The following is a 13,168-nucleotide window of genomic DNA, read 5'->3' as shown; positions in this document are numbered from 1 at the left end:
AACGGGGCCGCGGGCGTGTCGCCAGCCTATATCCTCAAGCGCATCCTGCTGATCGGCTACACGCTGCTGGTCGTGTCACTGATCGTCTTCGCGATCACCCAGATCCTGCCGGCAGATGCCGCCGTCATGATGCTCGGCGAGAACGCGACGCCGGACGCGCTGGCGGCGCTGCGCCTCAAGATGGGGCTGAACGACCCCATCTGGATGCAGTATCTGCATTGGCTCGGCGGCGTGGTGCGCGGCGATTTCGGCCTCTCGATGCGCACCGGCCAGCCGGTTGCGCCGGCGATGCTGGAGGCTCTCAGTCGCTCGCTGCTGCTCGCGCTGTTCTCGATCCTGCTCATGCTGGCGGTGGCGATCCCGCTCGGCATCGTCGCCGCAGTCAGACGGGGCCGGGCGGCCGATCTCGGCGTCAGCTTCCTCTCCTATATCGGCGTCTCCTTGCCGGAATTCGTCACGGCGACGCTGATGGTGCTCGTGCTGGCCGACTGGCTGCAATGGCTGCCGGCGACGGGCTATGTCCCGCTGACGGAAGACCCGCTGCGAGGCCTGAAGCACCTCGTCCTGCCGGTGCTGACGGTGTCGATGATCCTGATCGCGCATGTCTCGCGCATGGTGCGGTCGGAACTCGTCGACGTCTTGCACTCCGACTATATCCGCGCCGCGCGTCTCAAGGGCCTGTCGAAGCGGCAGGTGCTGTTCAAGCACGCGCTGCGCAACGCACTGCTGCCGACCATCACCATCGTCGCGCTCGATGTCGGCTACCTGCTCGGCGGCGTCATCGTGGTCGAGGAGATCTTCGCCCTGCCGGGCATCGGGCGCCAGCTCATCGTGGCGATCCAGGCGCGCGACCTGCCTTCGATCCAGGCCGGCGCGCTGATCATGGCGACGACCTATGCGGTCGCGAATTTCCTCGCCGACATCGCCTATGCCTGGCTCGACCGGAGGATCCAGTATGATTGAGATCCTCAAGCGCATGCTGCGCTCGCCGCAAGGCGCGCTCGGCCTGCTGATCGTCGGCCTGATCCTGTTCGTCGTGATCGTCGGGCCGTGGTTTGCCCCCTACGACCCCGAGAAGATGGCGCCATTGATGCGCTACAAGCCGCCCAGTGCGCAGTTCTGGCTCGGCACCGACCAGTATGGCCGCGACATCCTGAGCCGCCTACTGCACGGCGCCCGCGCCACTGTCGTCCTGGCTGTGCTGGCTACCGTGCTCGGTACGCTCGTCGGCGCGGTGATCGGCACCGTCTCCGCCTTCTTGGGCGGGCGCAGCGACGAGGCGATCATGCGCACCGTCGACGCGATCATGTCGATCCCGAGCCTATTGCTGGCGCTCCTGATCGTGAACCTGCTCGGTAAGAGCAGCCTCAACGCCTTGCTCGCCATCGCGCTCGCCTTCGCGCCCGGCATGGCGCGGGTGACGCGCTCGGTCGCGCTTTCCGTGCGCAAGCAGGATTACGTGAATGCCGCCATCGCGCGGGGCGAGAGCGCGACCTTCATCGTCGGGCGCGAGATGCTGCCGAATGTGGTGGCGCCGATCATTGTCGAGATGACGATCCGCGTCGCCTTCGCGGTGATGCTGTTCGCGACGCTCTCCTTCCTCGGGCTGGGCGCGCAGCCGCCGGCTTCCGAATGGGGGCTGATGGTCGCCGAGGCCCGCCGCTTCATGCATCTCAGCGCCTGGATGATCCTGTGGCCGAGCCTCGCCATCGCGCTGGTCGCGATCGGCTTCAACCTGCTCGGCGACGGCCTGCGCGACGCGCTGAACCCGAGGACCTGACGCGATGAGCACGATCCTCGACATCGCCGGCTTCAGCCTCGACTACGCGACGCCGACCGGCTTCATGCGAGCCCTCGACGATGTCAACCTCCAGGTCGCCAAGGGCGAGGTGCTGGGCCTCGTCGGCGAATCCGGCTCCGGCAAGACCTCGCTCGCCTGGGCGATCATGCGTTACCTGCCCGCGACTGCGCGCGAGGCGGGCGGCATCCGTTTGACCGGGCAGGAGCTGCTGAAGGCGTCCGAAGCCGAGATCGACGCGATCCGCGGCAAGCGCATCGGCATGGTCTTCCAGGACCCGAGCACCTCGCTCAACCCGACACTGCCGCTTGGCGAGCAGCTTGCCGAGGTGCTGGTGCGCCATCGCGGCCTGACCCGGAAACAGGCCTGGGCCGAAGGCGAGGAACGGCTTGCCCATGTCGGCCTGAAGGTGCCGAAAGAGATGATGCGGCGTTATCCGCATGAGGCTTCCGGTGGCGAGAAGCAGCGCGTCGTCATCGCCACAGCCTTCGCCTGCCAGCCCGAATGCATCATCTTCGATGAGCCGACGACCGCGCTCGACGTCATCACCGCCCGCCAGATCCTCGATCTTTTCAAGGAACTGCAGGAAGAGACCGGCGTCGCCTCGCTCTATATCTCGCACGACCTCGCACTGGTCTCGCAGATCGCCACCAAGGTCGCGGTGATCCATCGCGGCCGGATCGTCGAGCAGGGCGGCGTCGGCGAAGTCTTCGCCCGTCCGCAGGACAGCTACACCCGGAAACTTCTGGCCGCGGTGCCGCGGCCGGACCACAGGCTGGTCGGGACGCAAGGACCGGAGACCGGCAAACCGCTGGTCGAGGTCGAGAAGGTCAGCGTGCTCTATGGCCGCAAGCCTTTCCTTGGCGGGCTACTCGGCCGGGCGAACACGCAGTTCACCGGCAATCGCGAGGTCAGCCTCTCGGTGATGCCCGGCGAAATCCTCGGCATCGTCGGCGAATCCGGCTCCGGCAAGTCGACGCTCGCCAAGGCGATGACGGGGCTCAACCGCTTCGAGGGCGAGATCCGCTTCGCCGGGCGGCGGATCACGGGTCTTGGCGACATGGACCGGACCTATCGCCGCGACGTCCAGATCATCTTCCAGCATCCGGATTCCTCGCTCAATCCGCGCCAGCGCATCCGCGAGATCCTGTCGCGCCCGCTCGCGCTTTATGGCGGACCGGGCGCCCGCCGGGACGCGGCGGCGATTGGCGAATTGCTGGAACAGGTCCGGCTTCCCGCCTCCTATGCCGAGCGCTATCCACACCAGTTGTCCGGCGGTGAGAAGCAGCGTGTCGCCATCGCGCGCGCCTTCGCCTCGAAGCCGAAACTGGTGATCTGCGACGAGATCACCTCGGCGCTCGACGTCTCCGTGCAGGCATCGGTGGTCGAGCTCCTGGTCGATCTGCAGAAGCGCTTCGGCACGGCCTATCTCTTCATCACCCACGATCTCAATCTGGTGCGCCAGATCGCCCACCGGATCGCGGTGATGTATCGCGGCGACCTCGTCGATCTCGTCGACATCGCGACGCTCTCGACCGGGCCCCTCCACCCCTACACCCAATCGCTGCTCGAAGCCGTGCCCGCCCCGGCCACGGCTGCCGCCTGACATCAGAGGCCACACGCATGAACCCCCGCGACCTGATCCATTCGCTCGACGAGAAGGCTTGCCTGGCGCTGCTTTCGGACTGGGTGAAGCAGAAGAGCTATTCCGAGACCGAAGGCGAGAAGGCGCTCGTCTACCATGTCGTCGATCAGATGAAGGCGATGGGCATAGAGGCGGAGGCGCAACCCTTCGACGAGGGTCGACGCGCCAACGCCATCGGTCGCTGGACGGGGCAGGGCGGGGGCAAAAGCCTGCTGTTCAACGGCCATCTCGATACCAACCCGGCGACCGAAGGCTGGACGGTCGACCCCTGGGGCGGCCTCGTCGACGATGAATTCATCTACGGAATCGGCGTCTCCAATATGAAGGCGGGCGACGCCGCCTATTACTGCGCGGTCAAGACGCTGATCGATGCCGGAGTGAAGCTGAAGGGCGACGTGATCCTGACCTTCGTCGTCGGCGAATTGCAGGGCGGCGTCGGCACCGTCGCGGCGATCCGCAACGGCATCCGCGCCGACTATTTCGTCAATAGCGAGCCGACCGACCTGCAGGCCGTGACGATGCATGCCTGCGCCTTCTCCTTCGTCATCGAACTCACCGGCAACACCCGCCACCTCTCCAAGCGCGAGCAGGCGGTCGACGCGATCATGGCGGCCTGCGATCTCGTCCCGCGCCTCAATGCGATGACCTTCTCGGGCGCGCCTTCGCCCGAGCATGAATCGATCAACCGCGTCCATGTCGGCGTCGTCCATGGCGCGCTCGGCAAGGAGCTGCACGAATGGCGCGCGCCGCAGGTCGCGGATTTCTGCAAGCTCAAGGGCTCCGGCCGCTATGCGCCGGGGCAGACGGAAGCCGGTGCGCTCGCCGACATGCAGCGTGAGCTTGCCGCGCTGGAAGAGCGCTTCCCCGGCCTGAAGACCACGATCCGCATCGAGAAAAAGGAAGGGCACCAGTCGATGCCCGCCTTCGAGGTCGCCAAGGACGCCCGCATCGTCAAGACCGTCAACGCCGCCTATGAAGCCGTGCGCGGCGAAAAGCAGCCGACCGGCGCGATCAAGCCGCCCGGCTTCTTCGGCACCGATGCCGGCCATCTCTATGCCGAGGCCGGGATGGAAGGCGTCGTCTGCGGACCGGGCGGGCGCTACAACACCATGCCCGACGAGCGCGTCGAGATCCGCGATTTCCTCGACATGATCCGCATCTACATGCTGACGATCCTGGATATCTGCGAGGTCGCGTGAGCCCGCCCTTTCCGCGTGAGGAATTCGCGGGACGGGTCGCTAGGGCCCGCGCCGCGATGGCGCAGGCCGGCGTGGACATCATGCTCGTCGACCATGCCGAATTCCTGGCATGGCTGACGGGCTACACCGTCTCCGAGACGATGTATCGCGCGGCCTTCCTGCCGCGCGAGGGCGAGCCCTGGTTCGTGCTGCGCGAGCTCGATGCCGGGCCTTGCCGCGCCGCCTGCTGGTTCTCCGACATCGTCGGCTATGCCGATACGGCCGAGCCCCATGCGATCATGGCCGATGAGCTGCGCCGCCGCGGCTTGGCGGGCGCCCGTATCGGGGCCGATCACAGCTCCTACGGCTTTACCGCCGCCACGCGCGACAAGCTGGGCGCCCTGCTGCCGGAGGTGCGCTTCATCGACCTGCCTGCGGCATGCGATCTGCTCAGGGCCGTGAAATCGCCGCTGGAGATCTGCCTGATCGGAGATGCCGGCTGCATCGCCGACAAGGCCATGGCGGCCATTGCCGCTCAGGCGAGGCCGGGGCTCTCGCCGCGTGCAGCGGCCGCGATCGCTGCGGCTTGTTTCCTCGAGAACGGGGCCGACACCGGCGAAACCGGCCCCATCGTCCCCGGGATCGGCGACCATGAGTTCCTGCATGGCGTCATGACGGCGCAGCCGCTGCGGGATGGCGACATCCTTCACGTCGAGCTGATCCCGAAGGTCCGCAATTACGGCGCACGCCTGATGCGGCCGGTCCTGATCGGCGAGGATCGCCGCGGGCTTTCGTCGCTCGCCGCACGCCTCGTCGCCCTGCAGGACCGGCAGCTCGCGGCCATGAAGCCAGGCGCTGTCGCGCGCGATGTCGATGCCATCCTCCGAAAGGCTGTTCTCGCCGAGGGCCTGCGGCCAGCCTATGACAACGTGAGCGGCTATACGCTGGGTCTCTACGGCCGAACTCCGCGGCCCAGCGATTTTTCCCGCGTTTTCCTGCCGAGCTCCGATTGGCGGCTGGAGGAGGGCATGGTCTTCCATATGTATGTGTCTGCGGGCGGGCTGGGCTTCAGCGAAAGCGTCGTTGTGGAAATGGAGGGCGCGCGACGCCTGACGCAGGCGCCGCGCATGCTGCTTTCGGCCAACTGGCGGTAACTCGTCGAGATAACGCAACGAACGACTTCATGGGCCTGGCCTCTGTAGCGATACGCCGCGGGAGATGAGTGTCCGCTTTCTGGCGATAATCCAATGTCAGCGGTTGGCGCGAGGCGCCCGGAGACATCTCGATCGCTCCAATGATCGATTGGGTTGGTGGCCAACGCCCATCGGTCGCTGATTAGGCGCTGGCTCGGATCGAGGCGATAGAGGGCACACGCTGGCCGGCTCGACCATCTGTTGCTTCGGCCCTATCAATGCCTCCAGTGCCGTCGGGAGCGCGACAGGGATAACGGATGCGGATCGATTCCAGTCTTCGAGTGAGCCAAGAAGCCCGAATTCTCGCAAAAGATATCGAGGAGCAATCAGGCTACCTTGTTAGAATACGTCGCCCCGCGCCCAGCGAAGCGGGGTTCTTCGATCTCTGGAACCGCTCCTTTGCCAAGGTCGATCCCAACTCCCGGACCGCTCATGTCGTAGTCAGTGGCGACCTCGACCATCGAATCGAGGCCCATGAATTGCGTCACCTGGAACGCTATCTGGTCGATCGGGTTTGGCAGTTCGCTTCCACCGAAGCGTTGCCGGTAAGGCAACGGCATCAGGTCGCGGCGCTCGACAACGACCTCGAGCATTTGACGATGGTTCCGTTCGAGCTCGTTCTCCCGGGCGCCGAGGAATTTTGGGAAGCACTTTACTCCGAGGTTCTCAAAAGTGTGCCCAGCTCCGATGACGGATCTTTTGAGCTATCGAGGCATTTGCTCATTCTTCGCGTCGTTCTGCCCAGCTCGGCAGTCAGGCGCGATGCAGAGAAAATGGCTGAGGCGATCGGTATCACGGCGCATGTTGATCGGCTGGAAAGCTGGCACCGGCAGGCGCCAGACGACAAGGTTGGCCTCGGGCGGCTGATGATCGAGGAAGCTGGGCTGCCAGTGGCCTGCGTCAGACTGCAGAGATTTCGGCCTGCGCCTGACGTCATTGAGATCCAAGCACTTTAACATGCTTTCGCGGGATCCCGTTGGCTCCTGTGGATTGAGACCTGGAACGACTGCCTGCGCGAGGTGGGCGTTTCTCTGTCAGATTCGGCGCATCCTGGATTTCGGCGGGAAGAATGCGCTGCTCCATGTTCGGATGTCCTAGATGCCGCCGAGATGAAGCGTTTTCATCTCCAGGAATTCCTCGATGCCGTGGTGAGACCCTTCGCGACCGAGACCGGATTCCTTGATGCCGCCAAAGGGAGCGGTCGTTGTCGAAACCGACCCGGCGTTGATGCCGACCATTCCGAATTCCAAAGCCTCCGCCACCCTGAATGCGCGGGAAATGTCCCGGGTATAAAGGTATGAAGCCAAGCCGAATGGCGTGTCGTTCGCTTGGGCGATGACCTGAGCTTCCTCCGAGAAGCGGAACAGCGGAGCCACCGGGCCGAAGGTCTCCTCGCTGGCGATCTTCATCTCCACGGTGGCTCCCTTCAGCACCGTAGGCTCGTAGAACAGCCCGGAACGGACCTTGCCACCGAGGGCGACCGAGGCCCCGCGCGCGGTCGCATCGTCGACGTGCTGCTGGATCTTGTCGATGGCTGCCCGGTTGATCATGGGGCCGATCGTGGTGCCGTCCGCCAGGCCGTCGCCGAGGACGAGATTGGCTGCCGCGGCTGCGAGCTTTCCCGCGAAGGCGTCGTAGATGCCGTCCTGGACGAAGATGCGGTTGGCACAGACGCAGGTCTGGCCACCGTTGCGGAACTTGCTGGCCATGACGCCCGAGATTGCGGCATCGAGATCGGCGTCGTCGAAGATCACGAACGGAGCGTTTCCACCTAGTTCGAGACCGACGCGCTTCACCGTGGCAGCGCATTGCTCCATCAGGATCTTGCCCACGCGGGTCGAGCCGGTGAAGGTCAGCTTCCGCACGAGCGGGCTGCGCGTCAGGGCCCCGCCGATCTCGGCGGGCTGCCCCGTCAGGATGTTGATCACCCCCTTCGGAATCCCAGCGCGCTCGGCGAGCACGCCGAGCGCGAGTGCGGAGAAGGGCGTGGCTTCGGCGGGCTTGATCACGATGGTGCAGCCGGCCGCAAGGGCGGGCGCGGCCTTCCGCGTGATCATCGCGTTCGGGAAGTTCCAGGGCGTGATCGCGGCGACGACGCCGATCGGATGCTTCTGGACGATGATGCGGCCGTCGGTGGTCGCGGCAGGAATGGTCTCGCCGTAAACGCGACGCGCCTCTTCGGCGAACCACTTCACGAAGGAGGCGCCATAGACGATCTCTCCGCGCGCCTCGGCCAGCGGCTTGCCCTGCTCGAGCGTCATGATGCGCGCGAGATCTTCGCTGTGCTCCATCATGAGGCCGTGCCAGCGCTCCAGGAGATGCGCCCTGTCGGCGGCGGTCCGCGTCTTCCAGGAGTGGAAGGCGTGCTCTGCGGCCGCGATGGCTGCCTCCGTCTCCGATGCTCCGCACCGAGGAACGTTGCCGATGATCGCCCCGCTCGCGGGATTGTCGACGGCAAAGGTCGAGGCGTCGTTCGCTCCCACCCATTCTCCATCGACGTAGCAGAGCTCGCTGAAGAGCGAGGGATCTTTCAACTGGGTAGCGATCGTCATGCCAGACCTCCGACGGGTTGTCGGCATCATGCTTCGCGAACCACGGCACGATCTGCTGAAAGGAGCATCGAGATCGATCGCAAAGCGCGAATGCGGCTTCACTTCTTGCCGATCCAGCCAGGCAGGCAGTGCTTTCTGTAAGGCGAATATGCGGGGCTGGAAAATGACCAAGGATCAGATCGTCTACGAGGATTTTTCGAAGATCGACATTCGGATCGGCCGCATCGTGCAGGTATTGCCGTTCGAGCGTGCCCGAAATCCCTCCTACAAGGTCGAGGTCGATTTCGCAGAGTTCGGCAAGAAATGGTCGAGCGCCCAGATCACCAGCTATGCCGCCGACGAGCTCGTGGGCCGCCTGGTGTCCTGCGTCATCAATATGCCGCCTCGGAACATCGCCGGCTTCCAATCGGAAATCCTGATCCTCGGCGCGCGAGACGCCGCCGGCAACGTGAAGCTGCTGTCGCCGACCAACGAGGTCGGACTGGGCGAGCAGGTCTTCTGAGGGACCGAAATCATGGAAACCGCGGATTTCATCGTCATAGGCGGAGGCATCGCCGGTGCTTCGGTCGGCTACGAGCTGAGCCGCCACGGCAAGGTCGTCGTGCTGGAGATGGAAGCCTCTGCCGGCTACCACTCGACGGGCCGGTCGGCCGCCGTGATGTCCGAAAATTACGGTCCGGCCTTGTGGAGCAGGCTCGTGACGGCGTCGCGAGCCTTTCTGGAGACGCCTCCGGATGGCTTCACCGACGTTCCGCTGGTCACGCCCCGTGGCGCGCTCTTCCTCGCCCGCGACGGAGAGCAGGCCCAGCTTCGGGGCCAGGCGGACGAAATGCTCCGACGCGGCGCGACGATCGAAATGACCACGGCCGCGGAGGCTCTGAGGATTTGTCCGGTGGTCCGAGACAGTGAATTCGTATCGGCGCTTTACGAGCCCGACTGCAAGGATATCGACACGAACGCTCTCCTCATGGGCTATCTGAGGGCGCTTCGGAAGAACGGCGGGACATTCGTCCTCGACGCGCGGGTTCAGTCGCTTCAGCACGCAGGTGGGACATGGCGGGCCTCAAGCCCTCGGGGCAGCTTCGAGGCTCCGGTCGTGGTCAATGCCGCTGGCGGATGGGTTCAGGAGATCGCCGAACTCGCCGGCCTATCCTTTCGGAACGTCGTCCCCTTCCGCAGAACCGCCGTCGTCTTCGATCCGCCCGCAGGCCGCACGATCCAAAGCTGGCCGATGACCTTCGACGTCGCCGAGACCTTCTATTTCAAGCCCGAAGCGGGCCGGATCATGGTGTCGCCCGTCGACATGGCACCGTCCGCTCCCTGCGATGCACAGGCCGACGAATTGGAAGTCGCCGTGGCGATCGACCGGATCCATCGCTGCACGACGATGGAGGTGAGGGCGGTCGTCCACAAATGGGGCGGCCTGCGGACCTTTGCTCCGGATCATGAACCGGTCATCGGGCGAGACCCGGAGCAGCCCGGTTTCATCTGGCTGGCCGGGCAGGGCGGCAATGGCGTGATGGCTGGCGCGGCTGCCGCGCGCCTCGCCGCGAGCTTCGCGCTCAATACCTCCATCCCGGCCGATCTCGCCGCCCTCGGCATCACCGCCGAGAACGTCTCGCCAGGGCGTGCCTGCGTGGTCGATCCCGACGCCGGAGCGCCGGTCGTCGGCACGCTGGAAGACTTCGCCTGACGAAAACGCGCTTCGTTCCAACAGAAAGGAAAACCCATGCCTGTCGATCAGCGGACTTCCGAACAGCTTCTGGCGGCGCGTGCCGACAACATTCCGCGCGGCATTCTGACCGCCCATCCGATCGTCATCGATCGTGCGGAGGGCGGGTATCTCTGGGACAAGGCCGGTCGGCGCTATCTCGACTTCGTCGGCGGCATCGGCGTCATCAATGTCGGGCACAACCATCCGCGCGTCGTGGCCGCCGTCCAGGAACAGCTCAAGCGCGTCACGCATACTGCTTTCCAGGTTGCGGCCTATGAGCCCTACATCGCTCTGGCCGAACGTCTCAACAAGCTCGTCGGCAAGGGGGCCCCGTACAAGAGCGTCTTCCTCACCACCGGCGCGGAGGCGGTCGAGAATGCGGTGAAGATCGCCCGCGGCTACACCAATCGTCCGGGCATCATCTCCTTCCGCGGCGGCTTCCACGGCCGCACATTGCTTGGAGTGACGCTCACCGGCTTTGCCCAGCCCTACAAGCAGAACTTCGGCCCCTTCGCGGGCGAAATCTACCATACGGCCTACCCGGACAGCTATCGCGGCGTATCCTCGCAAGATGCGATTGCGGCCCTGGAAGAGGTGTTCGCCACTGAAATCGCGCCGGATCGCGTCGCTGCGATCATCATCGAACCCGTCCAGGGCGATGGCGGGTTCCTCGAGGCTCCCGTCGCGTTCATGAAGGCGCTTCGGGAGATCACGCAGCGCCACGGCATCGTGCTGATCGCCGACGAGATCCAGACGGGCTTCGGCCGGACCGGCAAGCTCTTCGGCTTCGAGCATTCCGGCATCCAGCCGGATCTCGTCACGGTCGCCAAGAGTCTGGCCGGCGGCTTCCCGATCTCAGGCGTCGTCGGCAAGGCGGAGATCATGGACGCGCCGACTCCGGGAGGCCTCGGCGGAACCTATGGCGGCAACGCCGTCGCCTGCGCCGCGGCGCTGGCTGTGCTCGACGCCTTCGAGCAGGACGGTCTCGTCGAGCGCGCCGGGGTTCTCGGCGGGAAGCTGTCGGCTGCCCTCGATGCGCTGAAGGCGAAGCATCCCGATATCGGCGTGGTGCGTGGGCTCGGCTTCATGCGCGCGCTCGAATTCGTGACCGACGCCGAGACCAAGGCGCCGGATGCGGACCGGGCCCATCAGATCATGGAACGCGCACGCGAACGGGGCCTGCTGGTGATCAAGTGCGGCGTTCACCGCAATATCGTCCGCTTCCTCGCTCCAATCGTCATTTCCGATGCGGATCTCGACGAGGCGATGCACATCCTCGGTGAGGTGCTGGCTGGCACGGAGGCGGCCAAGGCGGCTTAAGGCAATCAGGCTACCCCGGTGAGCTTCGCGTTCACCGGGGGCAGAAAAGACGTTTCAGCGCCTCGTGGAATTTCACCGGGGGTCTGAGGCGCGTATATCGAGCGCGGCCGCTGAGATGGTGGCGCCTCAAATTGTGCTGGAGAGCACGCCACATCTGCGGCCGGCCTCCGATGCAAGCCTGGGTGCGAGCGCGAACTTGTCTGCGAGGCCGCCCAAGGACCTCAGTCGACATTCGGTATCACTTTTCCAGGGTTCATCAGTTTCTGCGGATCCAGTGCCTGTTTGACGAGGCGCATGATGTCGACCTTCGACGGAGCCCCGAAACGGGCGAGCAGGTCGAGCTTCACGCGTCCGATTCCGTATTCGGCACTGAAGGTCCCGCCCATGTCGAAAGCGAGTTCGTAGATCTTCGGCGATACCTGCTCCTCGAACCCCGCCTTGAATTCAAGCGCGGAAACGCCCTGCGGCGCGACGACGTTGAAATGGACGTTACCGTCACCGACGTGGCCGTACACGGAGAGGATGGCCCCGGGACGGTTCTCGTTCACGATTTTCGAAGCTGCCTGAATAAACGCCGCGAGACGGGACGTGCGAACGGCAACGTCATGTTTGACCGAGCCTCCGTGATGGACTTCGGCCTCCGGGATATTTTCCCGCAATTGCCAGAAGTCCGCGGCCTGCTGTCCGCTCGACGCGATCGCTCCGTCAGTGACGAGGCCGCTTTCCATCAATTCTGCGAGCAGTTGGGTGCTCGCCTCCTCGAGGTTGAGCAGACGACGTTGATGCCTCCATCAGGACGTAGTGATCGGCTGGGTCCGCGAGGGGGCGACGAAAGTCAGACCGTGACGCCAACAGGAGCTGCAACGACGTCTGCGAGACATATTCGAAGGAGGTGATCGCTTCGCCTGTTTCGCGCTGGGCGGCATCGAGAATCCCGGCCAGATCTTCGATATGCCTGATCGCGAGGAACGCGGTGATCGTCTGCTGCGGTTTCCTCGTCAGTTTGAGCGAAGCGCCTGTGATGATGCCGAGCGTGCCCTCCGCGCCGATGAAGAGCTGCTTCACGTCGTAACCCGAGTTGTTCTTTCGCAGCGGGCTGAGCTCGCTGTAGAGCGCGCCATCGGGGAGCACGACTTCAAGCCCGAGAACCAGGTCCCGGGCCATGCCATAACGCAGAACCGAAACGCCGCCGGCATTCGTCGACAGGTTGCCGCCGATCCGGCAGGACTGCTGCGAGCCGAGCGAGAGTGGGAGCAACAGGCCAGCATCGTCGGCGGCGCGCTGAAGCTCGCTAAGGATGATTCCTGCATCCACCGTGACGGAAAGGTTGCCGGGGTCGAGGTCGCGCACCCGGTGCATGCGCTCGAGGCTGACGACGAGCTCGTCGCCGCTGCGACTTGGCGTGGCCGCGGTGCAGTAGCTCGTGTTGCCGCCTTGGGGGACGAGCGGAACGTGCTCCTCCGCGCAGGCCCGGACGATCGCCTGGACTTCCGCGGTATCCCGTGGCCGCAGCAATGCCCGGGTACTGCCGGAATACAACTCCCGGAAATCGGTCGTGTAGGCGGCAATGATGTCCTGGTCGCAGGTCACGATGTCCTGCGGTAGTTTGGAAAGCACCCGAGCGATGGCATCCATGGGGGCAGCGTTCTTCCTGATGTTGCGTTTCGAGGGACTGGAACGAGCGAGCAACGTGGGCAGCACCGAGTTGTATTCCTCGAAGCGATGGTGACCCTACGAGACAGCCTGTCGGAATTGATCCGCAGCGGAC

The 13,168-nt window shown here is 64.8% G+C and carries 12 protein-coding genes; 9 read left to right on the top strand and 3 right to left on the bottom strand.

The window, feature by feature from the left end; translation table 11 throughout:
* Positions 1-15: 15 nt before the first annotated feature.
* From AB4Z16_RS21455 to AB4Z16_RS21430, 6 genes are all read left to right on the top strand, one after another.
* The gene (locus AB4Z16_RS21455; RefSeq protein WP_441513374.1) at positions 16-963 is read left to right on the top strand and encodes an ABC transporter permease; all 948 of its coding nucleotides are present in this window, start codon (positions 16-18) and stop codon (positions 961-963) included.
* On the top strand, positions 956-1,780 hold the full coding sequence (locus tag AB4Z16_RS21450) for an ABC transporter permease (RefSeq protein ID WP_441513373.1): 825 nt from the start codon (positions 956-958) through the stop codon (positions 1,778-1,780). Before AB4Z16_RS21455 ends, AB4Z16_RS21450 begins: the two co-directional genes overlap by 8 nt.
* A 4-nt stretch (positions 1,781-1,784) precedes the next feature.
* Complete coding sequence (locus AB4Z16_RS21445) at positions 1,785-3,404, top strand: dipeptide ABC transporter ATP-binding protein (RefSeq protein ID WP_441513372.1); 1,620 nt, start codon at positions 1,785-1,787, stop codon at positions 3,402-3,404.
* Between the two features lie 17 nt (positions 3,405-3,421).
* On the top strand, positions 3,422-4,642 hold the full coding sequence (locus tag AB4Z16_RS21440) for a M20 family metallopeptidase (protein ID WP_441513371.1): 1,221 nt from the start codon (positions 3,422-3,424) through the stop codon (positions 4,640-4,642).
* Positions 4,639-5,775: a M24 family metallopeptidase gene (locus AB4Z16_RS21435; RefSeq protein WP_441513370.1), complete on the top strand. Its 1,137-nt coding sequence runs from the start codon at positions 4,639-4,641 to the stop codon at positions 5,773-5,775. The genes AB4Z16_RS21440 and AB4Z16_RS21435 overlap by 4 nt, the downstream gene beginning before the upstream one ends.
* Before the next feature lie 296 nt (positions 5,776-6,071).
* Positions 6,072-6,770 carry a hypothetical protein gene (locus AB4Z16_RS21430; RefSeq protein WP_441513369.1) on the top strand — a complete coding sequence of 233 codons (699 nt, stop codon included), beginning with the start codon at positions 6,072-6,074 and terminating at the stop codon, positions 6,768-6,770.
* Between the two features lie 138 nt (positions 6,771-6,908).
* On the opposite strand, the gene AB4Z16_RS21425 is transcribed toward AB4Z16_RS21430, so the two are convergent.
* On the bottom strand, positions 6,909-8,366 hold the full coding sequence (locus AB4Z16_RS21425; RefSeq protein ID WP_441513368.1) for an NAD-dependent succinate-semialdehyde dehydrogenase: 1,458 nt from the start codon (positions 8,364-8,366) through the stop codon (positions 6,909-6,911).
* A 163-nt stretch (positions 8,367-8,529) separates the two neighbouring features.
* Here AB4Z16_RS21425 and AB4Z16_RS21420 point away from each other — a divergent pair, with 163 nt between their 5' ends.
* Genes AB4Z16_RS21420 through gabT form a run of 3 tightly spaced genes read left to right on the top strand, consistent with a single transcriptional unit; the run spans position 8,530 to position 11,400 of the window.
* A complete protein-coding gene (locus tag AB4Z16_RS21420; RefSeq protein ID WP_441513367.1) occupies positions 8,530-8,868 on the top strand; it encodes a tRNA-binding protein in 339 nt (112 codons plus the stop codon).
* A gap of 12 nt (positions 8,869-8,880) precedes the next feature.
* Positions 8,881-10,059 carry an NAD(P)/FAD-dependent oxidoreductase gene (locus AB4Z16_RS21415; protein ID WP_441513366.1) on the top strand — a complete coding sequence of 393 codons (1,179 nt, stop codon included), beginning with the start codon at positions 8,881-8,883 and terminating at the stop codon, positions 10,057-10,059.
* A gap of 36 nt (positions 10,060-10,095) precedes the next feature.
* On the top strand, positions 10,096-11,400 hold the full coding sequence (gene gabT, locus AB4Z16_RS21410) for a 4-aminobutyrate--2-oxoglutarate transaminase (RefSeq protein ID WP_441513365.1): 1,305 nt from the start codon (positions 10,096-10,098) through the stop codon (positions 11,398-11,400).
* Between the two features lie 221 nt (positions 11,401-11,621).
* On the opposite strand, the gene AB4Z16_RS21405 is transcribed toward gabT, so the two are convergent.
* Together AB4Z16_RS21405 and AB4Z16_RS21400 are read right to left on the bottom strand one after the other, a co-directional pair.
* Positions 11,622-12,128: an FAD-binding oxidoreductase gene (locus AB4Z16_RS21405; protein ID WP_441513364.1), complete on the bottom strand. Its 507-nt coding sequence runs from the start codon at positions 12,126-12,128 to the stop codon at positions 11,622-11,624.
* Positions 12,106-13,035 (bottom strand): FAD-binding oxidoreductase, encoded by a 930-nt coding sequence (locus AB4Z16_RS21400; RefSeq protein WP_441513363.1) that lies wholly within the window; start codon positions 13,033-13,035, stop codon positions 12,106-12,108. The genes AB4Z16_RS21405 and AB4Z16_RS21400 overlap by 23 nt, the downstream gene beginning before the upstream one ends.
* Between the last annotated feature and the right edge of the window lie 133 nt (positions 13,036-13,168).

This window comes from Allobosea sp. TAF32 (assembly GCF_052113585.1).
In the GTDB taxonomy this organism is placed as follows: Bacteria; Pseudomonadota; Alphaproteobacteria; order Rhizobiales; family Beijerinckiaceae; genus Allobosea.
Note: the sequence above shows the minus strand (reverse complement) of the source record. Positions and strands in the feature narration are given on the sequence as shown.